Origin of the sequence: Acrocarpospora corrugata (assembly GCF_009687845.1) — a bacterium.
Lineage (GTDB): Bacteria > Actinomycetota > Actinomycetes > Streptosporangiales > Streptosporangiaceae > Acrocarpospora > Acrocarpospora corrugata.
The window spans coordinates 53,556-78,815 of record NZ_BLAD01000040.1 but is presented as its reverse complement, the minus strand read 5'-3'; the positions used below and the strand labels follow the sequence as shown (position 1 = coordinate 78,815).

Sequence of the window (25,260 nt, the reverse complement as noted above, 5' to 3'; positions counted from 1 at the left end):
ACCGCCCGGAAAAGGGCGAGCTGAGGTCGATCACCGCCCGGAAAAGGGCGAGCTGAGGTCGATCACCGCCCGGAAAAGGGCGAGCTGAGGCTGGCCACCGTCCCGAATAGGGCGAGCTGAGGTCGAGTAGCGCCCCGGAAAGGGCGGATCGAGGCTGGTCACCGGCCGGAATTGGGCTATTTGCGTAGGTCGAGGGCGATGTCGAGGAGTAGGTCCTCCTGGCCGCCGACGAGGCTGCGGCGGCCGGCTTCCAGGAGCAGGGTTCGTACCTCGATGCCGTATCGGGTGGCGGTGGTTTCCGCGTGGCGGAGGAAGCTGGAGTACACCCCGGCGTAGCCGAGGGTGAGGGTTTCGCGGTCGACTCGGACTGGGCGGTCCTGTAGTGGGCGGACCAGGTCGTCGGCGGCGTCCTGGAGGGCGAACAGGTCGCAGCCGTGTGGCCAGCCGTCCAGGGTGGCGGCGGCGGTGAACGCTTCGAGGGGGCAGTTGCCCGCGCCTGCGCCGTGACCGGCCAGTGAGGCGTCCACCCGGATCGCGCCGGATTCGACGGCGGCCAGTGAGTTGGCCACCGCGAGGGAGAGGTTGTCGTGGGCGTGGATGCCGATCTCGACGGTGGGATCGAGTTCCTCGCGGAACAGCCGGACGCGTTCGCGCACGCCCTTCGGCGTCAGGTGCCCGCCCGAGTCGGTTACGTAGACGCAGTTCGCCCCGTAGGAGGCCATCAGCGCGGCCTGTCCGGCCAGGGCGGCGGGGGCGGCCATGTGGCTCATCATGAGGAATCCCGCCACGTCCATGCCCAGGTCGCGGGCGGTGGCGATATGCTGGGCGGCGATGTCCGCCTCGGTGCAGTGGGTGGCGACGCGCACCGAGCGGACCCCCAGCGCGTACGCCTGTTTGAGGTCGGCGATGGTGCCGATGCCGGGGAGCAGCAGCGTGGTCAGCCGGGCGCGGGTGACCACGCCCGCGACCGCCTCGATCCACTCCGCGTCGGTGTGGCTGCCGAGCCCGTAGGCGAGGCTGGAACCGGCGAGCCCGTCGCCGTGGGCGACCTCGATGGCGTCCACCCCGGCCGCGTCAAGGGCGGCGGCGATCTGCGCGGCCTGGTCGGGGTGGAGGCGGTGCCGGGTGGCGTGCATGCCGTCGCGCAGGGTCACATCCTGGATGTACAGGCTCATGAGGTCTCCAGGGCCAGCCGCTCGCCGACCCGCAGGGCGGCGGACGTCATGATGTCGAGATTCCCGGCGTACGCCGGCAGGTAGTGTCCTGCGCCTTCGACTTCGAGCAGGACGCTGACCTGATGGGCGTCGCCCAAGGGGGTGACCTGCACCGGCTGTTTGAGCCGGTAACCGGGCACGTACGCGGCGACTTCGGCGACCATCCGCTCGACGGCCGCTGCGATCCCGGGATGGGCCTCGCCGACCAGGCAGAACACGGTGTCCCGCATGATCAGCGGCGGCTCGGCCGGATTGAGGACGATCACCGCTTTGCCGCGGGACGCGCCCCCGACCGACTCGATCGCCCGCGCGGTCGTCTCGGTGAACTCGTCGATGTTGGCGCGGGTGCCCGGCCCTGCGGACCTGGACGCGATCGACGCGACGATCTCCGCGTACCCGACCGGGGTCACCGAGGACACCGCGGCCACGATCGGAATGGTCGCCTGCCCGCCGCAGGTGACCATGTTCACCTCGCGCGCCCCGAGATGCTCGCGGAGATTGACGGCGGGCACCACGAACGGCCCCAGCGCGGCCGGCGTGAGGTCCACCATCCGGATGTCGTACGGAGCCAGCTCGCGGGCGTTCTCCAGATGCGCCGCCGCGGAGGTCGCGTCGAACACGATCCGGATGTCCTCGAACCCGGGCAAGGCGGTCAGCCCCTTCACCCCGTCGGCGGTGGTGGCGACGCCGAGCCGCCGGGCGCGGGCGAGCCCGTCGGAGGCCGGATCGACGCCGGCCATGGCCGCGACCCGCAGGCCGGTGTCCCCACGCAAGATCTTGATCATGAGATCGGTGCCGATGTTCCCCGAACCGATCACAGCCACATCCGTCATGAACGCTCCCCACTGAAGGCCGCGCTGACCGCGCCGATCCCGTCGATCACGGCCACGTCCGTCATGAATGCCCTCCGCTGAAGGCCGCGCTGACCGCGCTGATCCCGTCGATCACGGCCTCGAAACGGTCGCCCGGCAGAACCGGCACCATCGGGCCGAGCGCGCCGGACAGCACCACGTCACCCGCCCGCAGCGGACGGCCGCGATCGCGCGCGGTCACGGCCAGCCACGCGACCGCGTTCAGCGGGTCACCGAGGCACGCGGCCCCGGACCCGGTGGACACGACATCGTCGCCGCGCCGCATCGTCATCGCGCAGCCGCGCAGGTCCAGCCCGTCCAGGCGGCGCCGCCCGCCCAGCGTGAACAGGCCGGAGGAGGCGTTGTCGGCGACGGTGTCGACGATGTCGATGTCCCAGCCCGCGATCCGGCTGTCCACGATCTCCAGCGCCGCCGCCACCCAGCCGGTCGCGGCCGCCACCTCGGCCGGTCCGATCGTGTGGCCGGTCAGGTCGGCCGCGAGCACGAACGCGACCTCGGCCTCGATCTTCGGCTGGAGCGTCCTGGCGATGTCGATCTCCTGCCCGGCCGGGCACTCCATGGTGTCGAGCAGCACCCCGAAGTCGGGCTGGCCGACCCCGAGCTGCCGCTGCACGACCGGATTGGTGAGCCCGACCTTGCGCCCCACCACCCTGGCCCCGGCCGCGACCTGCGCGGCCACCCAGGCGGACTGCACGGCGTAGGCCGCGCCGACGTCCCCGGGCGGCAGCAGAGTCCGCACAGGAGCGCAGGGCCGCCCGGTGGCACGCGCCTCGGACAGTTGTGCCAGCGCCATCTCAGCTCACCTCGGACAGTTGTGCCAGCGCCATCTCAGCTCACCTCGGACAGTTGTGCCAGGGCCATTCAGCTCACCTCGGACAGTTGTGGCGGCGCCATTCAGCTCACCTCGAAGGTCGTGCCGATGCCCATGCCGGTGATCCATTCGGGCACTGGCTCGTAGCTGGTCCACACCAGTGGCCGGTCGGCGGCGGCGAGCCCGATCAGCCAGGTGCGGATCTCGTGGCCGCCGCTCCCGGCGTGCCGTTCCAGGCCCTCGTCGCCGAGGTCGGTCACCGGGCCGAGGTCGGCCGCGGCGAGTTGCTTGAGGAACCACGCGTCCCACCCGGCGTTGACCGGCGCGTCCGGATTGCCGGCCATCGCCAGCACCCTCGGCTCGCGGGCGGCGGCGAACGCGCGGGGGTCCTTGCGGCCGTGGATCACCGCCGCGCGGCGTTCGGCGGCGACCGAAGGGTCGCGCGGGTCGTTGGACGGCAGCCAGTGCGACAGCCCGCCGCTGGCCACGATCAGGACCCGCCCCGGGTAGGCGGACGCCCGGATCGCCGCGCCGAGCGAACGGCCGAGCCGTACACAGCGCGGCATGCCGGGCAGGGGCGGGGCGGCGGTGTTCACCATCAGCGGGACGATGGGGAGCTCGGCTCCGCCGCGGACCATCTCGTAGCTCTGCACGATCCCGTGGTCGACGGTCAGCGCGTACGACAGGGACAGGTCGAACCCGTCGTCGGCGAGGGAGTCCCGGATCGACCACGCCAGGTCGGCGGCGACCGGCAGCGGGCCCGCCTTGCTCCCGAAGTCGCCGAAGCCGTCGGCGTGCTCGACGCCGAGCACGAAGGGCGGCATGGCGTCGTAGAAGTTGGCGTGGAAGTGGTCGGGCCCGATGACCACGAGCGCGTCCGGCGCGAGCCCGGCCACGGCGGCCTCGACCCGCCGGGCGTCGGCGAGGAACCGCCCGCCCGGCTGGCCCGCGCCGGGCGGCGGCAGCAGGGTCGCGAACGGCGAGTGCGACATGCCGACCATGCCGATGATCTCGCTCATGACGCGCCGAGCAGGAACTCGTGGTGCACCCGCAGGTACTCGTCCGGTTTCTCCCACTGCGGCCAGTGCCCGGCGTCGGCGATCACGTACAGCCGGGAGTCCGGCAGCCACTCCCGCAGCATCGCGGCCTCGTCCAGGCCGCCGGTCGGGTCGTGGTCGGTCCACAGCAGCAGCGTCGGCGCGGTGATCTTGCCGACCCAGCCGGGCTCCCAGGCGAAATCCTTGCGCACCACCGGGTCCTGCAGCACGAGCGTGTTGGTGATGGCCCGCACGAACCCCGGCCGCCCGTAGACCGCCCGGCGCAGCCCGACCAGCTCGTCGGTGACCATCTCCTTGTGGTGGAACAGGAACTCGACCCGCCGCCGCACGTTCGCGTCGCTGGGGTCCAGCACCGCGGTCATCGTGCTCTCCCGCAGCCGCGCCATCACCTCCGGCTTGTTGGCGATGTTCCCCGGCGTGTTGAGCACCAGCCGGTCGACCCGGCCGGGATGGTGCGCGGCCGTCCAGGCGGCCACCCACCCGCCGAGCGACTCGCCGGACAGGTGCGCGGCCTCGATCCCCAGCGCGTCCATCAGGCCGATCAGGTGGCCGGAAAGCACGTCGATCGTGTACGGCCGGTCCGGCAGATCCGACCAGCCGTGCCCCACCATGTCGTACGCGGTCACCCGGAACCGCGCGGCCAGCCCGGCGATGTCCCTGGCGTACGCCTCCAGGTGCCCGCCGGTGCCGTGCAGCAGGATCAGATCCGGCCCGGCCCCCGCGCGCAGCACCCGCGTCCGCACACCGCCGACCTCGACGTGGGACAGCTCATGGTCGACATCCGCCAACTCACCCCAGATGCTGATATGTCCGCTCATTCCGTGGCCTCCGGGAAGCGGGCGCGGGCCTCCGCGACGGTGGCCAGGCCGGCGCTCTGGCGGCGGCCGACGCACAGCAGGTTGAGTAGCCGGGAGTTCTCGATGGTCAGGAACTCGACCGGTTCGTCCGCCGAGTCGTTGTAGTGCCGATGCCACGTCCACGGCGGCGTGTACACGAAGTCGCCCGCCGCCCAGTCCGCGGTCTCGTCCTCGATCTCGCTGTGCCCCCGGCCGGAGATCACGTAGTGCACCGTCTCGTGGTGGTGCCGCTGCATGTCGGAGCTCAGCCCCGCCGGGATCGTCTGGCGGAAGATCTCGAACGACACCGTCGGCAGCTTGCCGGCGATCGACAGCTTGGTCGGATTGTGCACCTGGTCGGCCGGCAGGGTCTCCAGTTCGGCCGCGTGCACGACCACCGGACGCGCCGGGCTCGGCCGTACCGTGTCGCTGATCGAGCCGAGGAAGCCTGCCAGGCTGAAGCCGAATCCTGAATGGGTCATCAGATCGTTTCCGTCCTTCCGCCGTCGACCGTGAGCACGGTCCCGTTGAGGTAACTCGCGTCCGCCGACGTCAGGAACGCGACGGCGGCGGCGATCTCGTCCGGCCGGGCCGGCCGCCCGGCCGGAATGCCGCCGGTGTCGTCCGCGTCCAGGTCCTGGTAGGACCGTCCGGTGCGGAGCGCCCGCCCGGCCAGGATCTCGCGGCGGCGTGCCGTGTCGGTCGCGCCGGGGGCCACGCAGTTGACCGTGACGCCGTCGGCCGCGTACTCGCGGGCGAGCAGTTTCGCCGCGGCTGTGACCGCCGACCGCAGCACCACCGAGACGGCCAGGTCGGGCTGCGGCTGCCGTACCGCCGCGGAGGTCACGAACACCACCCGGCCGAAACCGCGCCCGGCCATGCCGGGCAGGGCCTGCCGCGCCAGCCGCAGCGGCCCGAACAGCAGCAGTTCGGCGCCCGCCCGCCACGCGTCGTCGGCCACGTCCAGGATCCGCCCGGGCGGGGGACCGCCCGCGTTGACGATCAGGATGTCGGCGGATCCGACGTCGGCGTCGCCAGCGGAGACGTCGCTGACCTGCGTCTCTACGGTCGCGCCCGTTTCCTCCTTCAGCTGGAGCGCGGCGGCGTCGAGCGCGTCGCCGCGGCGGCCGGTGATCACCACGCGGTGCCCGGACCGGGCCAGCCGCGACGCGATCGCGTAGCCGATGCCGGTGGCTCCGCCGCCGACGAGTGCGGTACGCATGACTGCCTCCCCAGGTATGGATGCCGGGTTTAGCCTGACTCGTATGCACAAGGGAACCAACGTTGAGTCCCACTGAGCGGGACGAATCCGGAGCGGGCGGGCTGGACCGGGCGGCCGCGATCCTCGGCGCGTTCGACGCCACCCACCGCGAGCTGACCCTCGCCGCCCTGGTGGCCAGGTGCGGCCTGCCCCGGTCGACCACGCACCGGACCGCCGACCGGATGATCCGGCTCGGCTGGCTGGACAAACCCGGCGGACGCTACCGGATCGGCAACCGCCTGTTCGAGATCGCCAGCCTCGCCCCGATCCGGATGGAGCTGCGCGAGGCGGTGCTGCCGTTCCTGCAGGACCTGCACCACGCGACCCGGATCACCGTGCAGCTCGGCGTCCTGGAGGGCGGGCAGATCCTGGTCGTCGAGAAGATCACCGGCCATCGGGCGATGCCGATGCTGTCCCAGGTCGGCGGGATCATCCCGGCGTACTGCTCGGCGCTGGGCCGGGCCATCCTCGCCTACTCCGACCCGGCGGTGATCGACTCGGTGCTGCGCGGCCCGCTGCCGGCGCGCACGCCGCGCACTCTGACCAGCTCGGTCGCGATCGTGCGCGAGCTGACGGCCGTCCCGGAACGCGGCTGGGCGGTGGAGCGCGAGGAGGGCAACATCGGCGTCAGCTGCGTCGCCGCGCCCATCTTCGGGCCGCTGGGCGATGTCGTCGCGGCCCTGTCCGTCACCGGGCCCAGCCAGTTCATCCGGGCCGACAGGATCGGCCCGGCCGTGCGGATGGCCGCCTCGGCCGCGTCCCGGGCCTACGCCAAAGGCCGATAGTCCTACTGAGTGGGACAGATCATTGCCAAGCACGCCGCGGAACTCCACGCTGTGACCTCAGACACACCGACACAAAGGAGACAGCGGTGACTCTCGGCGGTGGATACATGTTGCCGTCCCGCGACGGGCACAAGATCGCGGCGATCGGCATCGGGATCACGATGAAGACCGACGGCAAGTCGACCCACGACGCGTACTCGCTGTTCGAGTACACGGTTCCGCCGCGGACCGAAGGACCGCCGCCGCACCTGCACACCCGCGAGGACGAGTCGTTCATCATCCTGGCCGGACGGCTCGACGCCCACCTGGGCGGCCAGGACTTCACCCTGGAGCACGGCGACTACCTGTACCTGCCGCGCGACGTCGTGCACACCTTCCGCAACTCCTCCGACGAGGAGTGCCGGGTCATCTCGGTGGTCTCGCCGGCCGGGCTGGAGGGCTACTACCAGGCGCTCGCCGAGATGCCGCCGGGCCCCAAGGACATCTCGCTGATCAAGAAGATCATGGCCGACTTCGGCCTTGAGATGCGGCTGCCATGAGAATCGGGATCATCGGCGCCGGGGTGGCCGGCCTCGCCACGGCCAAGGTGCTCAAGCAGGCCGGGCACGACGTGCTGATCTACGACAAGTCGCCCGACGTCGGCGGCGTCTGGAGCCGCACCCGCCGCTACCCGGGCCTGTGCACCCAGAGCCCGAAGGCGCAGTACGCGCTGTCGGACTACCCGATGCCCAAACACTTCCCGCAGTGGCCCGGCGGCGAGCAGATCCAGGAGTACCTGGCCGCCTACGCCGAGGCGTCCGGCCTCACCCCCGCGCTGCGGCTGGACACCGAGGTGACCTCCGCCGAACCCGGCCCCGGCGGCTGGACGGTCACCGCGGGCGGCGAGACCACCCGCTTCGACCGGCTCGTGGTGGCCAACGGCGTGTTCTGCGAGCCCGCCGTCCCGGCCTACCCCGGCCTGGCGGAGTTCACCGCGGCCGGCGGCCGGCTGCGCGCGGTCTCCGACGTGCACGACGCCGAACAGGCCCGCGGCAAGCACGTCCTGATCGTCGGGTACGGAAAATCCGCCAACGACATCACCGTGCCGGTCAGCCTGACGGCGGCCACCACCACCGTGATCGCCCGCCACCTGCTCTGGAAGGTGCCACGCAAGATCGGCGGCTTCCTCAACTTCAAGATGCTGCTGCTCACCCGCATGGGCGAGGCGCTGTTCCGCTACATCCGCCTACGCGGCCTGGAGAAGTTCCTGCACGGCCCCGGCGACGGGATGCGCGGCCGGATGATCAACTCCATCGGTTCCGTCTCGGTGCGCCAGTTCGGCCTCGCCAAGCTGGGCCTGGTGCCGCCCGGCCACATGGAGGACATCGTCAGGGGCGCGATCGGCCTGGCCACCGAGGGCTTCTTCGAAGGGGTCGGGGAAGGCAGGATCTCGGTCCGCCACGACCGCGTCATCACCCGGCTGTACGCCGAGGACGGCAGTCCGTACGCGGAACTGGACGAGGGCAGCACGCTCCCGGCCGACCTCGTCATCTGCGCCACCGGCTACACCCAGGGCGTCCCGTTCCTCCCCGGCGACGTCCAGGACCGGCTGCTGGACGAGCGCGGCAACTTCCTGCTCTACCGGCAGATCCGGCCCCTCGACGTGCCCGGCCTGTACTTCAACGGCTACAACTCCTCCTTCTTCAGCCCGCTCAACGCCGAGATGGCCGCCGTCTGGATCGCCGCCGACCTCGCGGGCCAGGTGCCCCTGCCGGACCAGGCGGAGATGCGCCGGCGGGTCGTCGACCAGCTCGCGTTCATGGACGTGGCCACCGATGCGCACCACTGCCGCGGCACCAAGATCATCCCGTTCTCCATGCACAACGTCGACGAGGTGCTCGGCGATCTCGGGCTCAACATCGGCGCCCGCGTCCGGGCGTCGCACTGGCTCAACCCGATCAACCCGGCCGCCTACCGCCGCGTCACCCCGGCCCTGCTGAAACGCCTGACCCCGGCCGCCGCCGAGGACCCGGTCGGGCTCAGAGGATGAGCGGGCGGAGCGTACCGGCGGCTATCTGGAGCCCCTGCTTGATCCGCTCTTCCGAGCCGCCCCACACCGGGTCCTCGTGCTCGACGGCCACGACGCCGTCGAAGCCGCCCGCGTAGAGGGTGTCCACCAGGCGGTTCCAGTCGAGGAGGCCACGGCCGGGCACCCGGTAGCGCCACCAGCCGACGTCCTCGGGGGCCTGCCGCCCGACGGTCTTGCCGAAGAAGCCGTAGCGGGTGCGGGCCCGGTCGTCGATCTCGATGTCCTTGGCCTGCACGTGCAGGACCTGGCCGCGCTCCAGGCGGGGGCGGAGCGCGTCGATCGGGTCGATGCCCAGCCACACCAGGTGGGAGGGGTCGAAGTTGAGGTACAGGCCGAGGCCGGACAGCCAGTCCCACAGTTCGGGGGAGTAGGCGAGGTTGCCGGGATACCCGTCGGGGTGCCAGGACTCCATCGGGCAGTTCTCGATGACCAGGCGGATGCCGCGGGCGGCGGCGTACTCCACCAGCGGCGGTAAGTGCCGCTGCGCCCGCGCGAGGTTGTCGGCGACCGAGCGGGACGCGTCGCGGCCCACGAAGGTGCCGACGCACGGCACCTCCAGGGCGGCGGCGGCGTCGACGCAGGCCAGCAGGTGGCGGTGGATCCGCTCGCGTTCCGCGTCGTCGCCGTGCAGGTTGTTGGCGTAGTAGCTGATGGCCGACAAGGTCAGGCCGTTGCGGGTGAGCACGCCCCGGACCCTGGCGATCTCGTCGCCGGTCATCCCGGCGACGTCGATGTGGGCGGCGTAACCGGCCTCGGTGGCGGCCGTCGGCCAGGCCGCCACCTCCAGCGCGTCGTAGCCCTGCCGCGCGGACCATTCGGCGATCGCCTCCAGCGAGAGGCGGGGCAGGCATCCCGTGAACAGTCCGAGCCGCATGTGTTCCCCTCTGTTATCTGTCGGGTTCTCCGGCGAGCACCCACGCGTAGACGCTCGCGACGCCCTCCTCCAGCGAGGTGGCCGCCTTCCAGCCCAGCTCACCGGCGGCGCGCGTGACGTCCAGCGCGCTGCGCCGCAGCTCTCCCGGCCGGGCGGGGCCGAAGCCGGGCTCGACCGGGCGGCCCGAGACCTGGCCGATCACGTCGGCCAGGGTGAGGATGCTGGTCTCGGCGCCGGTGCCGATGTTCCACACCCCGGGCCGCGGGGCGTCGGCCGCGGCCAGGAAGGCGTCGGCGACGTCGCCGACGTGGACGTAGTCGCGGGTCTGGCCGCCGTCGCCGTAGATGACGGGCTGCTCGCCGCGGCTGACCTTGCCGCAGAAGATGGCGACCACGCCCGCCTCGCCCGCCGGGTCCTGGCGCGGGCCGTAGACGTTGCCGAGGCGGAGCACCGAGTGGGCGGTGCCGTGCAGTCGGTTGGCGAGGCCGATGTACTGCTCGGCGCAGTACTTGGCCGTGCCGTAGGGGGCTTCAGGTTCGGGGAACTGGTCCTCGGCGGAGGGGATGGCCGCGTCCATGCCGTACAGGGCGCCGCCGGTCGAGGCGAACAGCACCCGGGCGCCGCCCGCGCGGGCGGCCTCCAGCACGTTGATGGTGCCGATGACGTTGGTCCTGGCGTCGGCGGCCGGGTCCTCGACCGAGGCCCGGACGTCGATCTGGGCCGCCAGGTGGCAGATCAGCTCGGGGCGGACCGCGTCGACGACCGCCGCCAGCGCGGCGGCGTCGGTGACGGAGACCTGGTGCACCGCCACCCGGGGGTCCAGCCGGCCGGGCCGGCCGGTGGACAGGTCGTCGAGTACGGCGACCTCGTCGCCCCTGGACAGGAACGCGTCGGTCAGATGCGAGCCGATGAACCCGGCCCCGCCGGTCACGAGAATGCGCATGGGGAAGAGCCTAGGGGCAGGTCGGCGGCGCAGCGGAAACCGAGCGCGAAGCTGGAGTAAACGGGGTCCACCGCGATCCGCTCGCTGGTGCGGACCTGGAACCTGAAATCCTTCCAGGAGCCCCCGCGGACCACCATGTAGCGGCCGGCGGCCATCGTGTAGACGGGATCGTAGGAGCGGTCCCGGTCGTACAGGTGGTAGGTGGTGGCGGTCCACTCCGCGACGTTGCCGGCCAGGTCGGCGACGCCGAACGGGGAGTCGCCGGTCGGGGAGAAGGCCCCCACGGGGGTGGTGGCCGGGGTCTCGCCGTGCTCGGCGCGGCGCCGCGCCCACCAGGACCGCCAGGCGGCGAAGTCGCTGATGGCCGTGCCGCTCCAGTGCTCGGCGCAGTTGGCGAAGCCGGGCCCCCACTCCGCCCCCCACGGCCAGCACCGCCACTGCGGGCCGTGCGCCGCGTACTCCCACTCCGCCTCCGTCGGCAGGCGTTTGCCCGCCCAGGCGGCGTACGCGAGCGCGTCCGCGTGGCCGACGTGCACGACCGGGTGGTCCAGCCGGTCCTGGACCGAGTCGCCGGGGCCGGCCGGGCGCCGCCAGCAGGCCCCTTCCCGCTCCTCCCAGTACGACGCGCCGTACACCAGCCCCCAGCCGCGCAGTTCGGCGGCGGTGCGGTGGCCGGTCGCCTCGGTGAAGGCCAGGTATTCGCCGTTCGTCACCGGATAGGTGTCGATCGCGAACGTGGCGACGGCCCGCCGGTGCTGGGGCGACTCGTCCTCGAACCATTCGCGCCCGTAGTGCTGGACGGAGGTGAGGCCGTCCATGTGCTCCTCGGACGAGCCGATCTGCACCTCGGCCGCCGGGATGGTCACCATCGCGCCCACGCTCAGCCCCCCGCGAGGGCCGGCACGACGGTCAGGCGCGCGTCGCCGGAGAGCGGGGTGTCCAGCCCGTCGAGATGCCGGACGTCGTCCTCCCCGACGTAGATGTTGATCCACGAGGCGAGCCGCCCCTGGCCGGTGTAGACCCGCGCGGCGAACTGGGGGTGGGCCTCGGTGAGCCAGTCGAGGGCGCCGCCGACGGTGTCGGCCGAGCAGCGCAGCTCGCCGAGCTCACCACCGGCGACGGTACGCCAGTTGGCCGGCACGATGAACTCCACGGTCGCCATCCTGGTCACTCCTTCCCGGCGAGCTGTTCGCGCATCCAGGCCACGGTCTGGGCCAGCCCGTCCCGCAGCGAGGTGGTGGCCTCCCAGTCCAGGTCCTCGCGGGCCCTGGTCAGGTCGGGGCGGCGCAGGTTGACGTCCTGGTCCCGGGCGGGCAGGAACTCCAGCTTGCCCGTCCCGGAGATCTCGACGACCAGTTCGGCGATCTCCCGGACCGAGGCCTCGTCCGCCGAGCCGAGGTTGACCGGGCCGGCCAGGTCGCTGTCCAGCATCTTGATCAGGCCCTGGACGAAGTCGCCGACGTAGCAGAGCGAGCGGGTCTGCTTGCCGTCGCCGTGCAGGCGCAGCGGCTCGCCCCTGATCGCGGCGGCGGAGAAGGCGGCGACGATCCGGCCGTCGTCCGGCCACATGCCGGGGCCGTACACGTTGAACGGCCGGACGATGCCGGTGTCGAGCCCGTGGTGGCGGCGGTAGGCGACGGTCGCGGCCTCGCTGAACCGCTTGGACTCGTCGTAGGCCGAGCGGGGGCCGACCGGGTCGACGTTGCCGCGGTAGGTCTCCTTCTGCGGGTGCTGCTCCGGGTCGCCGTACACCTCGGAGGAGGAGGCGAGGATGAACCGCGCCTCCTTCGCGCGGGCCAGCTCCAGCACGTTGAGGGTGCCGATCGAGCCGACCCGCAGCGTCTCCAGCGGCATCGCGAAGAAGGCGACGGGGGAGGCCAGCCCGGCCAGGTGCACGACCGCCCGGACCGGTCCTTCGAGTTCGAGGGGCTCGGTCACGTCGTGCTCGACGAAGGCGAAGCCCTCACTCTGGCGCAGCAGGTCCAGGGCCGCCGACCGGCCGGTGAGCAGATTGTCGACCGCGGTGACCCGGTCTCCTCTGGCGAGCAGGGCGGAACAGAGGTGGGCCCCGATGAAACCGGCTCCGCCGGTCACCACGATCCGCCCTTCGGGCTGTGACGATGTCATGCCGTCCTCCTAGTGTTCTGGCGTGCCGGGGAACGTGCCGAGGAATTCGAGCACCTGTCGCGCGCAGGCCATGCCCTGGCCGATCGCGACGTCCTGGTTGATGTACACGTAGTTGGCCAGCCGCCCGCAGAAGAACACCCGCAGCGAGGTGACCTGCCGGATCTCGTCCTGGAGCCGCTCGTTCGCCCGCTCGTAGCGGCGGTCGGGGGTGGGCACCGGATAGTGCTTCTCCGGCGCGCCGGGATACTCCTCGGTGACGACCGTGCCGCGGATCGACTGGCCGGAGGCGTGCTTGGTCTCGACCGTCCGGGTGTACGGCCGGCGCAGCGAGGGCTGGTTCACGATGTAGCCCGCCGTCACCGTGCCCGCCGGGTCCTCCAGCGGGATGTACGTGCTCACCGAGCGGATCCCGCGCCACTCCAGCTCGCCCGGGAGGCCGAGGAAGTCGTCCAGCGGCGCCGTGATCACGATGGCCCGGTAGGAACGTTCGAGCTCAGGCAGGTCGCCGGCGCCCAGCTCCTGGCCGAACGTGGCCGGGATCGGCCGGACCATCTCCTCGATCACGGCCTGGGCGCTGGGCAGCGGGAACAGCTCCCAGGAGTCCTTGAACATCCGCCGGTTGCCGTCGGCCCGCAGATCCAGGCGGCTCGGGGCGAACGTGCTGGACATCTCCGCCGGATCCCGCCCCCACTGCTTGATCGTGTAACCCTCGATGAACAGCCGGAAGAGCGTCTCGCCCATCAGCCCGACGCAGTAGTCCCGTAAATTCTTCGTGGACGGGACTTCGGGCAGCCCGGCCAGCTCTTTTTCGATCGCCGGCCACAGCGGGAGGTCCTTGAGTTCGCCCACCTGCGGCGGCCAGGAAAGCAGCCGGGGTTTCTCGTCGGCGTCGTCCAGGAAAATCTCGGTGAGGCCGTGGTGGGCGTAGTCGTGGGCTATTCCGAAACGCCGTACGAAATTCATCACGGTCACGTCGGAGGTGTGGAACACATGGGGCCCGTGCGGCTCGAACATCACCCCGTTGATGGTGCCGCTCTTCGAATGGCCGCCGACCGAAAAATCGCGGTCGAATAGGTGCACTGGATATCCGGCGTCGTGAATCAACCGGGCGGCGGTGGCGCCCGCCCAGCCCGCGCCGACCACCGCGACGGCGCTCACGGCGACCGCCGGCCGGCTTCTTCGACCTGCTGCCTGGCCGCGATCAGGGCGGCCCTGTTCTTGTCGACCAGCCCGTCCGAGTCGAGGCCCTCGTCGGCCTCGAAGACGACCCGGTTCGCCGGCAGCGGATCCGGCACGGGGACGCCGCTGATCGCGCTGATCTCCTTGATGAACTGCCAGTAGGCGGGCCGTTCCGGAAAGGTCGCGTGAATGGCGGCCAGGCCGTCCAGGCTCACCACCGGCGGGTCGTTGATGGGGGAGACCAGCGCGTACCTGGCGGGATCCAGGGCCACGGCGCGCCCGCTCTCGAAGTGGCTCTGCAGCACGTGGGCGAGCGTGCCCTGCTCGTCGAAGAAGTCCATCTGCTCGGCGCCGCGCTGCTCGGTCAGCCACGTGTACGCCTGGCGGATCTCGTCGGTGAGATCGCAGCCGGCGCGCTGGCCGACCAGTCCCGTGTTGATCGGCTGGAAATCCTCGGGCAGCAGGTCGCCGAATCGCCCGTAAACCCAGCGCGGTTTGATCGGGAAATCTTCCATCGTCACGATGTAGTCGTGCCGGTCGCCGTTCACGAATTCGAGCAGTTCGGTCGGCGTGTTGACCAGGAACAGATCCGCGTCCACGTGGATCTCGGTCCTGCCGGGGTCGTAGCGGAACCGGGGCGCCCATTTGTGCCAGCGGTTCCACCGCCATTGTTCGTCGATGTACTCGGGCCGTCCCTCATTCATGTCGAGAACGACGGCGTCCACCTGGAGCCCGGCCTTCATGGCGGCCACGTCGTCGGTGAAGACGATGTAGTCGCTCGGCGCGCCGAAGAATCGCTGGAAAGTGCCGATGCTGTGGCTGAGCATGCCGAGCGCGTTCTCGTTCGGCGCCCACAACGCCCACCGAAAAATGGCACCGACATTTCCCATTGTGCCTCCTAGCTCGGGATTTGACACAGATACTTCAAGCCGGAAGCCGATCGTGTCAACGTGATCTGGTTGGACAGACGATCGCTGGGTGATGCTGTCCGGGTGCTTCCGACTCTCGGTCCCGCGCCGGCCCTGGACTACCTGCCCCCCGCGCCCGCCGGGCCGGCTCCCCCCGTCGCCCTGATCGGCTGCGGCGGCGTCAGCAACCTGCATCTGGCCGCCTACCGCGAACTGGGGCTCCAGGTCGTCGCCCTGTGCGACGTCGACAGGACCGCCGCCGAAAGACGGCGGGCCGAGTTCTATCCCGGCGCCGAAGTGTTCACCGACCACCGCGAGCTGCTCGCCCGCTGCCCGGCCGCCGTCGTCGACGTGGCCACCCACGTGGACGTCCGGCTGGACATCGTCAGGGCCTGCCTGCTGGCCGGCCGCCACGTGCTGAGCCAGAAACCCTTCGCGATCGACCTCGACGACGCGGAACGCCTCTGCGATCTCGCCGACTCCCGGAACCTGGCGCTCGCGGTGAACCACAACGGCCGGTTCGCCCCGCACTTCGCCTGGCTGCTCGCCGCCGCCAGGGGCGGCCTGCTGGGCCGGGTGGAGACCGCCGACTTCAGCCTGTTCTGGCCGCACGACCAGGCGGTGGCCGGGACGGTCTTCGCGGACATGCGGGACCTGGTCCTGTTCGACTACGGCATCCACTGGTTCGACCTGCTCGGCATGCTCTTCGCCGGCCGCCCCGCCACCGGCGTCTACGCCTCGGCCAGGCCCACGGCGTCCCAGCGCATCACCGCGCCGACCCTCGCCACCGCCCTGATCGAGTTTCCCGACGCGCAGGCCGTCCTGCGCTTCCACGCCTCCGCCACCACGCCGGAGCTGGGACACTACCGGGTCGGCGGCGACCTCGGCACGGTGAGCAACACCGGCACGACGGTCGGTGGCGAGCGCGTCATCCTCGACACCCCGGCCGGAACCGGGTTCGCCGACCTGCCGGGCCGCTGGCTCGCCGACGGCTTCCGCGGCTCGATGAGCGCCCTGCTGGCGGCCCTCGACCGCGGCGAGCCGCCGCTGAACGCGGCCAGGACCAGCATTCCCGGCCTCGCCCTCTGTTTCGCCGCCGTCGAATCCGCGCGCACCGGGCGGCCGGTGAGACCTGGCACGGTCCGTTCGATTTCCCCATGAATTCGGGCGGGAATATCAGAGCTTTTCCTGCGGTACGGATCTGGCGTGCCGGCGAATCCTCGGATAGTTTTGCGAGTAGCGATCGGCCGGACGGCGCGACCATGCCGAGGCGCGGCGAGGGATTGCCTGATCATAACCGATCGCAATCCATGAGGTGCGAAAATGGCCACGGAAATCGACGGGGACCGTGATCTACCGCCACTCGAGAATGTCCGATGATGCGCGATGACACTCAGTCGTTTATTCATTTCGAAACGTTTACATTCCAGCCGGGGGGCACGACTGAGCTCGCGCTCGAAGCGCTTCGCCCGGCCGACTCCCCCCGCTTGGCGGGAATCGACTTCGAGCACGTCAACACCCTCGCGGGGGCGGGGAGGACGCTACCCCCGATCACGGTCGCCCGGTCGTCCATGCGGGTCGTGGACGGCATGCACCGGGTCGCGGCGGCCCGGCTCAACGGTCAGCCGAGAATCGCCGCCCGCTTCTTCGACGGCACCGACGACGACGCATTCCTGCTCGCCACGGAGGTGAACACGGCGCATGGCCTCCCGCTTACTCTGGCGGACCGGAGAGCGGCGGCCACGCGCATCATCGGATCGCATCCGCAGATGTCCGACCGGTCGATAGGACTGATAGTCGCGCTGGCCTCGAAGACAATTGCCGCGCTCCGCAGGCGTGCAACCGGGGAAATTCCCCAGTTGCACACGAGAGTCGGCAGGGACGGCCGTGTTCGCCCACTGAACATTACCGAAGGAAGGCTGATGGCCTGCGAGATCATCGCGGCCAAACCGAATGCCTCGCTGCGGGAGATAGCGAAAGAGGCCGGTATTTCGGTGGGCACGGCGCGTGATGTGCGGAACCGGGTCCAGGCGGGGGAGGACCCGATCCCGAACGGCCGACGGCCCGCCTCGGAGTCCCGGCGGCGCACTGCGTCGCGGCCGGCCGAGCCGGTCGACCCGCGGAGCGTGCTCGACCGGCTGCGCAAGGATCCGTCCCTGCGGTTCACCGAATCGGGCCGCCGGATCCTCCGCTGGCTGACCGCCCACATGATCGCCGCACCCGACTGGGAGGCGCTCACCGAGGAGCTGCCGCCGCACTGCGGCCCGCTCGTGGTGGCACTCGCCCGTGCCTGCGCCGCGTCGTGGCTGGAGCTCGCGGACGAGCTCGAGCGCGGCGCGGGGGAGTCCGGTTAGTCACCCGCTCCCGTGGGGATCCAGACGCGCATGGTCGAAGGTCCCCGGTTCGCCCAGTCGTAGTACGGGGTCAGCGCCACTTCGGCCGAGGCCGCGAGCGACGGGGTGACGTCCGCGACGTCGGCCGAGTAGGGGAACGGCCGCACCGGCAGGTCCGCCGCGGAGAGGTGGACGCGCACGCCGTCCCCATTCGCGAGCGGCGGCTTCGACACGTCGACGACGGTCGTCTCCGTGCTCCAGCCGTCGGGGAGGTCGACCGACTCCAGGGCGTGCACGACGGGGCCGCGCTGGACGGCGACGCAGCCGCGGACGGCGTCGACGCGGTGGTGCGGGTAGACGAAGCGCGCCTCCATGGGCAGCTCCAGCACGATCGTGTCCCCGGCGGCGAACGGCCTGGTGACCGAGGCTACGCCCGGCTCCGCCGCTTCCGCGACCCCGTTCACGGACACGGTCGCGCCCCCCGCCCAGGAGGGGACGCGCAGCGCGAGCGTCCAGGCGCCCGGGGACTCCCGGACGGTGATCCTGATCGTGCCGCTGTTCGGGTAGTCCGTCTCCACGTCCAGGCTGATCCGGCGTCCGTCCGCCAGCACGGTGTCGACGGAGGAGCTGCCGTACTGGTGGATCTGCACGCCGTCGGCGTCCTTGGTCGCCCAGAGCGCGCCGAGGCCGGCCAGTGTTCTGGCCAGGTTGGTGGGGCAGCAGGACGCCTCGAACCACGCCTCGCGCCCGCTGCTGGAACCGCGCAGGCAGAGGCCGTCGGCGTTGACCGGCGCGGGCTCGCTCATCGAGCGCTGGTGCAGCGTGTTGGCGTAGAAGAAGGCTTGGCCGTCCCGGGCGGGCGCCGCGGCGAGGACGTTGTAGAGGGTGCGCTCGATCAGGTCGGCGTACTGGCTCTTGCCGGTGGCCAGGAGCAGCCGCCAGCTGAACATGATGGAGGCGACGCCCGCGCACGTCTCGCAGTAGGAACGGTCGGGCGGCAGCACGTAGTCGAGGCCGAACGCCTCGTCGTTGTGGTGGGAGCCCATCCCGCCGGTGACGTAGACGCGGGTGGCGACGGTGTTGGCCCACTGGGTCTCCAGCACCCGCAGCAGGTCGGTGTCACCGGTCTCCACGGCGACGTCGGTGGCGCCCGCCGACAGGTACAGCGCCCGTACGACGTGGCCGCGTAAGACGGTGGCCTCGCGGACCGGGATGTCGTCCTGGGAGTAGGCGCTGCCGTACTCGATCCGGGGGAGCGTTCCCGCGCCGCGCCGGTCGATGAACAGCACCGCCTGGTCCAGGTAGCGGAGCTCGCCGGTGAGGCGGTAGAGCTCGACCAGGCCGAGCTCGATCTCGGCGTGGCCGCAGACCGTGCGCAGGCCGTTCTCGCCGAACATCACGCAGACGTGGTCGGCCAGCGCGATCGCCACCTGGAGGTACTTCGGGTTGGCGCCGGCCCGGGCGTTGGCGACCGCGGACTGGAGCAGGTGCCCGAAACAGTAAAGTTCGTGCCCCCAGGAGGGGTCGGAGTAGCGCGGGCGCTGCCAGGCCCGGCCGAACAGCGTGTGCAGGTAGCCGTCGGCGTCCTGCGCCGCCGCCAGCCGGTCGACCAGCTGGTCGAGCGCGGCGTCGAGGACGTCGTCGGGGCCGCTTCTGGCCCGGTCCCAGGAGATCGCCTCAATGATCTTGTAGATCTCCGAGTCGGCGAACTCCATGCCCCGGTGGTCGTACTTGGCGCCGGCCGCCGCGTGGTCGAAGTTGCCGGTCCAGCCCGCCCGCTCCAGCCAGTGCAGCGCGTGCGGGATGATCGCGCTGCGGTTGAGCTCCTGGCGCTCTCCCCAGAATCCCCCGGAGAGGCGGGATTCATCAAGACCGAGCGGCGTGAACACCCCGCCGCGCGGGACCACGGGGGCGACAGGGGAGGGGTGTCTTTCGACGATGCCAGTCACATTTGTCCTTAGTCAAAGAATGCGGAGGTAACCGCTAGCCGCGCAGCGCGCCCGACATGAATCCGCGCACGTAGTAGCGCTGGAGCACGGTGAAAAGGAGCAGGCAGGGGATGGCCATGACCATGACCCCGGCTTCGAGCATCCCGTAGTCGATCGCTCCGAACGTGCGCTGCGTCATGCTCCAGACGGCCACCGGGAGCGGGAAGCTGGCCCCGTCGTTGAGCAGGATCAGCGGGGCCAGGAAGTCGTTCCACGAGGCGAGGAAGGCGAACAGGCCCACCGTCACCAGGCCGGGCCGTACCGCGGGAAGGAGGATGGAGATGAAGGCGCGGAAGGTGTTGCAGCCGTCGACCATCGCCGACTCGTCCAGTTCGCGGGGGACCGCCTCGAACGAGTTGCGCATCATGTAGAGCGCGAACGGCAGCTGGAACATGATGAAGACCAGGCTCAGCCCGACCAGCGAGTTCTGCAGGCCGATCTGGGCCAGCAGCACGTAGAGCGGGATCAGGATGGTCGCGTACGGCACCATCAGGATCGCCAGCGTCGCCAGGAACAGCAGGTTCTTGCCCGGGAAGCTGAACCGGGCGAACGCGTAGCCGCCCAGCGCCGAGACCACCAGCGTCCCCGTGACGGTCATCACGGACACCAGCAGGCTGTTCGTCAGGTACGTGGCCAGCCCCTCGCCGAAACCGGCCATCCGGGTGTAGTTGCCGAAGCCGAATCCGGTGGCCTGGCCGCTGCCCGCCTGCCCTTTCAGGGACGACCAGCCGCTCCACACCAGCGGGAACAGGAACAGGACGGCCAGCGCCGACATACCGGAATAGGAGGCGGTGCGCCTCATTTGTTGCCTCCCCGGAGAACCCGCAGCTGCAGGGCGTTGAGCGCGACCAGCGCCACCAGCAGCACCACCGAGAGCGCCGCGGCGCCACCCAGGTCGAAGCGGAAGAACGCGTTGCGGTAGATGACCATGACCATCGACACCGTGCTGTTGTCGGGGCCGCCGTTGGTGAAGATGAAGAACTGGTCGAAGGCCAGCAGTGAGCCGGTGACGCTCAGGATCAGCATCAGCGCGATCGTCGGGCGTAGCAGCGGCAGCGTGATCCTGGTGAAGATCTGCCACCGGTTCGCGCCGTCGCTCCTGGCCGCCTCGTACACCTCGACCGGGATCGCCTGCAGGCCGGTGAGCAGGATCAGCATGTTGAACCCGGCGAACCGCCACAGCACCAGCGCGATGGTGGAGAACAGCGCCATGTTCGGCGTGCCGATCCACTTCACGTCCATGAATCCGAGCGGGCCGAACTCGGGGTTGAGCATGCCGTAGAACAGCAGGGCGGCCGCCGCGAAGCCGACCGCGCCCGGCAGGAAGAAGGCGGTGCGGAAGAAGGCGATGCCGGGCCTGCGGTTCTGCACGAGTAACGCCAGGCCGAGCGCCACCGCCGACAGCAGCACCGTGATGATCACGGTGTACTTCAGGGTGAACAGCACCGAGTCGACGAACAGCGGGTCATCGGCGATCTTGACGTAGTTGTCGGGGGCGTTCAGATGGGCCGGGCCCAGGAGCGGCCACTTGTTCAGCGACATCCACCCGATCAGCGCCAGCGGGGCGATGAACAGCACGCCGACGATGACGGCGGTCGGGGCCGCGTACAGCAGGCCGACGTAGTCGCGTGAGCGGAACCGGCCACGGGCGTGGGCCGAGCGGGCCGCGACCTTGACAGGGTCGCGGCCCGCGCGGGGCGGGGCAAGGTTGGTCACTGGACGAGCGACTTCTCGACCGCGACGTTGAGTTCGGCGAGCTTGGCGGGGTCGCCGAAGACGGCCTCGCGGGCGAAGCGCAGCCACGGGCCCTGCGGGTCGTTGAAGGTCTGGCCGAAGCGCGGCGCGTACGGCGTCTGACCCTTGGCGACCAGCGAGTTGATCAGGACCACCCGGGGGTCGGCCGCGGAGTACTTGTTGTTGGACAGGTCGGTCCTGGCCAGCACGTCCTTGTTCTTGGCCATGACCTCGACCTGGGCCTCGTCGGAGACCGTCCAGGTCAGGAAGTCCCAGGCCGCGTCCGCGTTCTTGGTGGTGGCCGAGATGCCGACCGAGTCGCCGCCGACGAAGGTGGACTCGCCGCCGTCGGGGCCGGCGATCGGGGCGACGCCGATGTTCATGTCCGCGGGCATTCCGCCGAGCGTGGTCGACGGCATCGGCATGACGCCGATCTCACCCTTGGGGAAGAAGCCGGTCCAGGTCGCGCCCTGCTCCTCCTTGGTGGTGGGGCCGCTGAGGCCCCGGTCGTACATGTCCTTGTAGATCGCGAAAACGTCGGTCATCGGCGACTGGTTCACCAGGGACTTGGTGCCCAGCTCGTCCATGACCTGGCCGCCGGCCGCCCAGACCGAGGGCCAGAAGGTGAAGACGTAGCAGCCGCCGCAGTTGCCGCCGAAGAAGGTGCCGTGCACCTTGCCGTCCTTGCCCAGCTTCTCCTGCACGGTGGTCGCCTGCTCGGCGAACTCCTTCAGGGTGGTCGGGCCCTTCTCCGGGTCCAGCCCGGCCTTCTCGTACAGGTCCTTGTTCCAGAACCACACCGACAGGTCGAGGGTGTGCGGGAGGGTGTACATCTTGCCCTCGTACGTCCCGAGCTTCATGTGCGAAGCCGCGAGCGAGTCCTTGAAAGGCAGCTGCGCGATCCGGTCGGTGATGTCCAGATACAGGCCCTGCGACGTGTAGTTCGGGACGAAGATCACGTCAGCCGCGAAGATGTCGGGAAGCTGCCCGGCGCCGGCCGCGGCGGCGATCCGCGGCTGGTAGTTGTCGATCGGGATGACGGTCAGCTTGACCTGGTTCTTGTGGCTCGCGTTGTACGCGTCGACCAGCCGCTGGCTCTGCGCCTGGGTGGCCGCGCGGGTCCACATCGTGACCGTGGTCCCGGTGTCGGGGGCCGGGGCGGATCCGCTCGCCGCCGGCGTCTCCTCGGTGCTGCCGCACGCGGCCAGCGCCGTTACCAAGAGCCCAGCGGCCAGAGCCGCCGAAAACCTTTTTGCCATGTCCTGCTCCTTGCACTTCTGGGGGGCTACCGTCCACGACGGCGGCGGGTACCCGATGCTTTCGCGCCCCGACCAAGCAACTGCAAACGTTCGCATCGGTGGTAAAGCGAAATTAAAGGTTTTCGGAAACGTAAGCGTCATCTGCGAGCCTGTCAAGGGCCTGGACACGCCGGGCGGTTGCCGTTATGTCTGCGCGACCGTTATGGTCTGCGTAAACGGCCAGCCGAGCGCGCTGGGCGACGGCCCCGGCCCAGAAGGAAAAGGTTTTCGCAAATGCGTCCTGAGCGACCACGTGCGGTCACGATCAACGACGTTGCGGCGCTGGCCAAGGTCTCCATCGCGACCGCGTCCAAAGCGCTCAACGGCCGGGGCCAGGTGCGCGCGGAAACCCGGGACCGGGTGTTCGCCGCCGCGCGTGAACTGTCCTTCCAGCCCAACCCGCTGGCCCGCAGCCTCGTCACCGGCCAGACCAGGACGGTCGGGCTGCTGACCAGCGACAGCGTGGGCCGGTTCGGCATCCCGGTGATGCTCGGCGCGGAGGACGCGTTCGGCTCGGGCGAGACCGCGGTGCTGCTGTGCGACGCCCGCGGCGACGCCTTCCGGGAGCAGCACTACCTGCGCACGCTGCTGGCCAGGCGGGTGGACGGGCTGATCGTCGTGGGGGAGAGCACCGACCCCCGGCCATCGATCAGCCGGGACCTGCCCATCCCGGTCGTGTACGCGTACGCGCCCTCCGACGACCCGGCGGACGTGTCGTTCGTGCCCGACGACGTGACCGGGTCGGGCGACGCCGTACGGCACCTGATCGCGCTGGGGCGGCGCCGGATCGCGCACGTCACCGGGCCGACGCACTACACGGCCGCGCGGGAACGCGCGGAGGGCGCGCTGGGCGCGCTGGAGGCGGCCGGGCTGCCGCTGTCCGGCGGGCAGGTCGTGTACGGAGTGTGGTCGCAGCGCTGGGGGCGGCACGCGGCGGAGATCGTGCTCAACGCCGACCCGGACGTGGACGCCGTCTTCTGCGGCAGCGACCAGATAGCGGCCGGGCTGATCGAGGCGGCCAGGGAGCGGGGCCGGCGGGTGCCCGACGACATCGCCGTGGTCGGCTACGACAACTGGGAGGTCCTCTCGCAGGAGACCCGGCCGCCGCTGACCACCATGGACATGAATCTGGAACTGCTCGGCCGCACCGCCGCGCAGCACCTGTTCGCCGCCATCGAGGGGCGGGCCACCAGCGGCGTGCACCGGATGCCGTGCCGCCTGGTCATCAGGGACTCGGCCGCCCCGCCGGCCTTACAGTGACCCGGGCGCGCAGGCGGCGGAGCATCCTGGCGTCCTCGAAGCCGACCTCGCGGGCCGCGGACTCCATCATCGCGCCGTGGCCGATCAGGTGCTCGGCCCGCTCCAGCCGCAGCGTCTGCTGATACCGGAGCGGGGTCAGGCCGCCGGTGGCGCGGGTGAACGCGCGGGTCAGCGTGCGCTCGCTGACGCCGGCGTGCGCGGCCAGCCGGGACAGCGGGAGCGGCTCGGTGAAATGGCCGTCGATCAGGTCCTGGACCCGGTGCACGGTGTCGTCCAGGTGGGCCCGGTGCCGGAGCATGGCGCTGGCCTGGGGTTCGCCGCCGTTGCGGCGGGCGTACACGACCATGTCGCGGGCCACCCTGGCGGCGGCCGCCGGGCCGTGGCGGGCCGAGAACAGGTGCAGGGCCAGGTCGATGCCGCTGGCGATGCCGGCCGAGGTGACCACCCGGTCGTCGACGGTGTAGAGCACGTCGCGGACCACGGTGGCGCGCGGGTACCTGGCCGCCAGCTCGTCCTGCAGGTCGTGGTGGGTGGTGCAGCGGCGGCCGTCCAGCAGCCCGGCCAGGCCCAGCGCCTCCGCGCCCGCGCAGACGCTGGCCACCGTGCCGCCGGCCGCGTGGTGGGCGCGCAGCCGCGCCAGCTCCTCCTCGCGGGGGCGCGGCCCGGCCCGCAGCGTGGCGGCCCGCCAGCCCGGGACCAGGATCAGATCGTCCCGCTCCAGTTCGGGCCAGCGGGTCTGGGCGACCACCGGCAGCCCCTGGGCGCTGGTCAGGTGCTCCCGCTCGGCGACGTAGGTCAGCTGGTACGCGCCGTGGAAGACCTGGGCGGGGCCGGCCAGGTCCAGCAGGTGCACCCCCGGAAGCAGGACGAAGACGACGCGGGTCATTCCAGTTCGGCCACCGTGACGATCCGGGCGAAGCGGTCGCGCAGGACGGCCTCGGTGCGGGCGACGATCTCCTCGGCGGTGAATCCGCCGACCGGGCCGGTCGTGGTGGCGTCGGTGACGAACAGGACCTGATACCCGAAGTCGCTCCCGACCCTGGCGGTGGTCTCGACGCACTGCTCGGTGCGGATGCCGCAGACCGCCAGCTCGGTCACGCCCGCCTCGGTGAGCAGCTGCTGGAGGTTGGTGGTGGTGAAGGCGTTGTGGGAGGTCTTCCGCAGCGCCGGCTCGCCGGGCAGCGGGCGCTCCACCTCGTCCATCAGCCGGACGTGCCCGTTCGCGGGGTCGAACGCGTTGCCGCTGCCCGCTTCGGCGTGCAGGACCCAGACGACGAGGTCACCGCGGGCGCGGGCCAGCCGCACCAGGCGGTTGACCGGTTCGGCGATCTTCGGGTTGCCGATCTCGTCCCAGCTGGGCAGGGCCCGGAAGGACTCCTGGACATCGATCACGATCAGAGCTCGCTTCATGTCTTCCAGTCTGACCAGGACACACACTACCCGGCAGAGCTGATCCAGCCGATTGCCGGACCGATCCGGTCACGGCCGTTAAACCTGTTTCCGGCGGCCGGGGGGTTTGGGTAGGCTCGCCGCCAATTGACCTTGGCGATGGAGGGGAGGCGGCCGTGCGTTACCACGTGACCGTCGTCATTCCCCCGTCCCGGTACGAGGTGATCCTGGTGTCTTCGGCCGGCCGGCGGCAGCTGCGCGGCTGACGCCGGACGTCCGGGCTGTTCCGTCCGGGATTCGCGCTGTCCTGGCATGGATCTCC

General features: G+C 70.8%; 26 protein-coding genes. 6 read left to right on the top strand and 20 right to left on the bottom strand.

Annotated features, from left to right (window positions below):
* Window positions 1-176: 176 nt before the first annotated feature.
* From dmpG to Acor_RS07495, 7 genes are all read right to left on the bottom strand, one after another.
* Window positions 177-1,175: a 4-hydroxy-2-oxovalerate aldolase gene (dmpG, locus tag Acor_RS07525; protein ID WP_155335831.1), complete on the bottom strand. Its 999-nt coding sequence runs from the start codon at window positions 1,173-1,175 to the stop codon at window positions 177-179.
* Entirely contained in the window at window positions 1,172-2,047 is an 876-nt protein-coding gene (locus Acor_RS07520) for an acetaldehyde dehydrogenase (acetylating) (protein ID WP_170316838.1), read from the bottom strand. Before Acor_RS07520 ends, dmpG begins: the two co-directional genes overlap by 4 nt.
* Before the next feature lie 61 nt (window positions 2,048-2,108).
* Complete coding sequence (locus Acor_RS07515; protein WP_155335830.1) at window positions 2,109-2,879, bottom strand: 2-keto-4-pentenoate hydratase; 771 nt, start codon at window positions 2,877-2,879, stop codon at window positions 2,109-2,111.
* A 101-nt stretch (window positions 2,880-2,980) separates the two neighbouring features.
* Window positions 2,981-3,916, bottom strand: coding sequence for a DODA-type extradiol aromatic ring-opening family dioxygenase (locus Acor_RS07510; RefSeq protein ID WP_155335829.1), 936 nt, complete (start codon window positions 3,914-3,916; stop codon window positions 2,981-2,983).
* The gene (locus Acor_RS07505) at window positions 3,913-4,773 is read right to left on the bottom strand and encodes an alpha/beta fold hydrolase (RefSeq protein ID WP_155335828.1); all 861 of its coding nucleotides are present in this window, start codon (window positions 4,771-4,773) and stop codon (window positions 3,913-3,915) included. Before Acor_RS07505 ends, Acor_RS07510 begins: the two co-directional genes overlap by 4 nt.
* Complete coding sequence (locus Acor_RS07500) at window positions 4,770-5,273, bottom strand: cupin domain-containing protein (RefSeq protein ID WP_155335827.1); 504 nt, start codon at window positions 5,271-5,273, stop codon at window positions 4,770-4,772. Before Acor_RS07500 ends, Acor_RS07505 begins: the two co-directional genes overlap by 4 nt.
* Entirely contained in the window at window positions 5,273-6,013 is a 741-nt protein-coding gene (locus Acor_RS07495) for an SDR family oxidoreductase (RefSeq protein WP_155335826.1), read from the bottom strand. Before Acor_RS07495 ends, Acor_RS07500 begins: the two co-directional genes overlap by 1 nt.
* 62 nt (window positions 6,014-6,075) lie before the next feature.
* Here Acor_RS07495 and Acor_RS07490 point away from each other — a divergent pair, with 62 nt between their 5' ends.
* The 3 genes from Acor_RS07490 (at window position 6,076) to Acor_RS07480 (ending at window position 8,866) form a co-directional block, all read left to right on the top strand.
* Window positions 6,076-6,837 carry an IclR family transcriptional regulator gene (locus Acor_RS07490; RefSeq protein ID WP_155335825.1) on the top strand — a complete coding sequence of 254 codons (762 nt, stop codon included), beginning with the start codon at window positions 6,076-6,078 and terminating at the stop codon, window positions 6,835-6,837.
* A gap of 86 nt (window positions 6,838-6,923) precedes the next feature.
* Complete coding sequence (locus Acor_RS07485) at window positions 6,924-7,376, top strand: cupin domain-containing protein (protein ID WP_218034175.1); 453 nt, start codon at window positions 6,924-6,926, stop codon at window positions 7,374-7,376.
* Window positions 7,373-8,866 (top strand): flavin-containing monooxygenase, encoded by a 1,494-nt coding sequence (locus Acor_RS07480; RefSeq protein ID WP_155335824.1) that lies wholly within the window; start codon window positions 7,373-7,375, stop codon window positions 8,864-8,866. Before Acor_RS07485 ends, Acor_RS07480 begins: the two co-directional genes overlap by 4 nt.
* Here the strand turns inward: Acor_RS07480 and Acor_RS07475 are convergent.
* The 7 genes from Acor_RS07475 to Acor_RS42070 are packed head-to-tail and all read right to left on the bottom strand — an operon-like array spanning window position 8,856 to window position 14,918.
* Window positions 8,856-9,779: a sugar phosphate isomerase/epimerase family protein gene (locus Acor_RS07475; protein WP_155335823.1), complete on the bottom strand. Its 924-nt coding sequence runs from the start codon at window positions 9,777-9,779 to the stop codon at window positions 8,856-8,858. The genes Acor_RS07480 and Acor_RS07475 overlap by 11 nt on opposite strands.
* Before the next feature lie 13 nt (window positions 9,780-9,792).
* Window positions 9,793-10,722 (bottom strand): NAD-dependent epimerase/dehydratase family protein, encoded by a 930-nt coding sequence (locus tag Acor_RS07470; RefSeq protein ID WP_155335822.1) that lies wholly within the window; start codon window positions 10,720-10,722, stop codon window positions 9,793-9,795.
* Window positions 10,707-11,591: a formylglycine-generating enzyme family protein gene (locus Acor_RS07465; RefSeq protein WP_246238498.1), complete on the bottom strand. Its 885-nt coding sequence runs from the start codon at window positions 11,589-11,591 to the stop codon at window positions 10,707-10,709. Before Acor_RS07465 ends, Acor_RS07470 begins: the two co-directional genes overlap by 16 nt.
* An 11-nt stretch (window positions 11,592-11,602) precedes the next feature.
* Window positions 11,603-11,884 (bottom strand): MoaD/ThiS family protein, encoded by a 282-nt coding sequence (locus tag Acor_RS07460; RefSeq protein ID WP_155335820.1) that lies wholly within the window; start codon window positions 11,882-11,884, stop codon window positions 11,603-11,605.
* A 5-nt stretch (window positions 11,885-11,889) separates the two neighbouring features.
* Window positions 11,890-12,849: an NAD-dependent epimerase/dehydratase family protein gene (locus Acor_RS07455; protein WP_155335819.1), complete on the bottom strand. Its 960-nt coding sequence runs from the start codon at window positions 12,847-12,849 to the stop codon at window positions 11,890-11,892.
* 9 nt (window positions 12,850-12,858) lie between these two features.
* On the bottom strand, window positions 12,859-14,007 hold the full coding sequence (locus tag Acor_RS42075) for a UDP-galactopyranose mutase (protein ID WP_170316837.1): 1,149 nt from the start codon (window positions 14,005-14,007) through the stop codon (window positions 12,859-12,861).
* Window positions 14,004-14,918 (bottom strand): hypothetical protein, encoded by a 915-nt coding sequence (locus tag Acor_RS42070; RefSeq protein WP_170316836.1) that lies wholly within the window; start codon window positions 14,916-14,918, stop codon window positions 14,004-14,006. The genes Acor_RS42075 and Acor_RS42070 overlap by 4 nt, the downstream gene beginning before the upstream one ends.
* A gap of 102 nt (window positions 14,919-15,020) precedes the next feature.
* Here Acor_RS42070 and Acor_RS07445 point away from each other — a divergent pair, with 102 nt between their 5' ends.
* Together Acor_RS07445 and Acor_RS07440 are read left to right on the top strand one after the other, a co-directional pair.
* Complete coding sequence (locus Acor_RS07445; protein ID WP_170316835.1) at window positions 15,021-16,097, top strand: Gfo/Idh/MocA family protein; 1,077 nt, start codon at window positions 15,021-15,023, stop codon at window positions 16,095-16,097.
* A gap of 326 nt (window positions 16,098-16,423) precedes the next feature.
* A complete protein-coding gene (locus Acor_RS07440; RefSeq protein WP_218034174.1) occupies window positions 16,424-17,290 on the top strand; it encodes a ParB N-terminal domain-containing protein in 867 nt (288 codons plus the stop codon).
* Here the strand turns inward: Acor_RS07440 and Acor_RS07435 are convergent.
* From Acor_RS07435 to Acor_RS07420, 4 genes are read right to left on the bottom strand one after another with little or no spacing between them, the layout of a single operon-like run.
* Window positions 17,287-19,218 carry a glycoside hydrolase family 127 protein gene (locus Acor_RS07435; protein WP_246238481.1) on the bottom strand — a complete coding sequence of 644 codons (1,932 nt, stop codon included), beginning with the start codon at window positions 19,216-19,218 and terminating at the stop codon, window positions 17,287-17,289. The genes Acor_RS07440 and Acor_RS07435 overlap by 4 nt on opposite strands.
* Before the next feature lie 34 nt (window positions 19,219-19,252).
* The gene (locus Acor_RS07430; protein ID WP_155335816.1) at window positions 19,253-20,059 is read right to left on the bottom strand and encodes a carbohydrate ABC transporter permease; all 807 of its coding nucleotides are present in this window, start codon (window positions 20,057-20,059) and stop codon (window positions 19,253-19,255) included.
* Window positions 20,056-20,973: a carbohydrate ABC transporter permease gene (locus Acor_RS07425; RefSeq protein WP_155335815.1), complete on the bottom strand. Its 918-nt coding sequence runs from the start codon at window positions 20,971-20,973 to the stop codon at window positions 20,056-20,058. Before Acor_RS07425 ends, Acor_RS07430 begins: the two co-directional genes overlap by 4 nt.
* The gene (locus Acor_RS07420; RefSeq protein ID WP_155335814.1) at window positions 20,970-22,250 is read right to left on the bottom strand and encodes an ABC transporter substrate-binding protein; all 1,281 of its coding nucleotides are present in this window, start codon (window positions 22,248-22,250) and stop codon (window positions 20,970-20,972) included. Before Acor_RS07420 ends, Acor_RS07425 begins: the two co-directional genes overlap by 4 nt.
* A 273-nt stretch (window positions 22,251-22,523) precedes the next feature.
* Between Acor_RS07420 and Acor_RS07415 the strand changes: the two genes are divergently transcribed.
* Window positions 22,524-23,549, top strand: coding sequence for a LacI family DNA-binding transcriptional regulator (locus tag Acor_RS07415; protein ID WP_155335813.1), 1,026 nt, complete (start codon window positions 22,524-22,526; stop codon window positions 23,547-23,549).
* Here Acor_RS07415 and Acor_RS07410 read toward each other — a convergent pair.
* Both Acor_RS07410 and Acor_RS07405 read right to left on the bottom strand, forming a co-directional pair.
* Window positions 23,515-24,435: a GlxA family transcriptional regulator gene (locus tag Acor_RS07410; RefSeq protein ID WP_155335812.1), complete on the bottom strand. Its 921-nt coding sequence runs from the start codon at window positions 24,433-24,435 to the stop codon at window positions 23,515-23,517. The two genes, Acor_RS07415 and Acor_RS07410, sit on opposite strands and share 35 nt — an antisense overlap.
* On the bottom strand, window positions 24,432-24,959 hold the full coding sequence (locus Acor_RS07405) for a cysteine hydrolase family protein (protein ID WP_155335811.1): 528 nt from the start codon (window positions 24,957-24,959) through the stop codon (window positions 24,432-24,434). Before Acor_RS07405 ends, Acor_RS07410 begins: the two co-directional genes overlap by 4 nt.
* Window positions 24,960-25,260 lie beyond the last annotated feature (301 nt).

What these genes read in the sequence shown, in the direction of transcription:
- Acor_RS07430 (WP_155335816.1), bottom strand. Translation starts at nt 20,059, where the DNA reads ATGAGGCGCACCGCCTCCTATTCCGGTATGTCGGCGCTGGCCGTCCTG.
- dmpG (WP_155335831.1), bottom strand. Translation starts at nt 1,175, where the DNA reads ATGAGCCTGTACATCCAGGATGTGACCCTGCGCGACGGCATGCACGCC.
- Acor_RS07505 (WP_155335828.1), bottom strand. Translation starts at nt 4,773, where the DNA reads ATGAGCGGACATATCAGCATCTGGGGTGAGTTGGCGGATGTCGACCAT.
- Acor_RS07515 (WP_155335830.1), bottom strand. Translation starts at nt 2,879, where the DNA reads ATGGCGCTGGCACAACTGTCCGAGGCGCGTGCCACCGGGCGGCCCTGC.
- Acor_RS07520 (WP_170316838.1), bottom strand. Translation starts at nt 2,047, where the DNA reads ATGACGGATGTGGCTGTGATCGGTTCGGGGAACATCGGCACCGATCTC.
- Acor_RS07480 (WP_155335824.1), top strand. Translation starts at nt 7,373, where the DNA reads ATGAGAATCGGGATCATCGGCGCCGGGGTGGCCGGCCTCGCCACGGCC.
- Acor_RS07460 (WP_155335820.1), bottom strand. Translation starts at nt 11,884, where the DNA reads ATGGCGACCGTGGAGTTCATCGTGCCGGCCAACTGGCGTACCGTCGCC.
- Acor_RS07475 (WP_155335823.1), bottom strand. Translation starts at nt 9,779, where the DNA reads ATGCGGCTCGGACTGTTCACGGGATGCCTGCCCCGCCTCTCGCTGGAG.
- Acor_RS07510 (WP_155335829.1), bottom strand. Translation starts at nt 3,916, where the DNA reads ATGAGCGAGATCATCGGCATGGTCGGCATGTCGCACTCGCCGTTCGCG.
- Acor_RS07500 (WP_155335827.1), bottom strand. Translation starts at nt 5,273, where the DNA reads ATGACCCATTCAGGATTCGGCTTCAGCCTGGCAGGCTTCCTCGGCTCG.
- Acor_RS42070 (WP_170316836.1), bottom strand. Translation starts at nt 14,918, where the DNA reads ATGGGAAATGTCGGTGCCATTTTTCGGTGGGCGTTGTGGGCGCCGAAC.
- Acor_RS07405 (WP_155335811.1), bottom strand. Translation starts at nt 24,959, where the DNA reads ATGAAGCGAGCTCTGATCGTGATCGATGTCCAGGAGTCCTTCCGGGCC.
- Acor_RS07455 (WP_155335819.1), bottom strand. Translation starts at nt 12,849, where the DNA reads ATGACATCGTCACAGCCCGAAGGGCGGATCGTGGTGACCGGCGGAGCC.
- Acor_RS07415 (WP_155335813.1), top strand. Translation starts at nt 22,524, where the DNA reads ATGCGTCCTGAGCGACCACGTGCGGTCACGATCAACGACGTTGCGGCG.
- Acor_RS07410 (WP_155335812.1), bottom strand. Translation starts at nt 24,435, where the DNA reads ATGACCCGCGTCGTCTTCGTCCTGCTTCCGGGGGTGCACCTGCTGGAC.
- Acor_RS07420 (WP_155335814.1), bottom strand. Translation starts at nt 22,250, where the DNA reads ATGGCAAAAAGGTTTTCGGCGGCTCTGGCCGCTGGGCTCTTGGTAACG.
- Acor_RS07495 (WP_155335826.1), bottom strand. Translation starts at nt 6,013, where the DNA reads ATGCGTACCGCACTCGTCGGCGGCGGAGCCACCGGCATCGGCTACGCG.
- Acor_RS07465 (WP_246238498.1), bottom strand. Translation starts at nt 11,591, where the DNA reads ATGGTGACCATCCCGGCGGCCGAGGTGCAGATCGGCTCGTCCGAGGAG.
- Acor_RS07470 (WP_155335822.1), bottom strand. Translation starts at nt 10,722, where the DNA reads ATGCGCATTCTCGTGACCGGCGGGGCCGGGTTCATCGGCTCGCATCTG.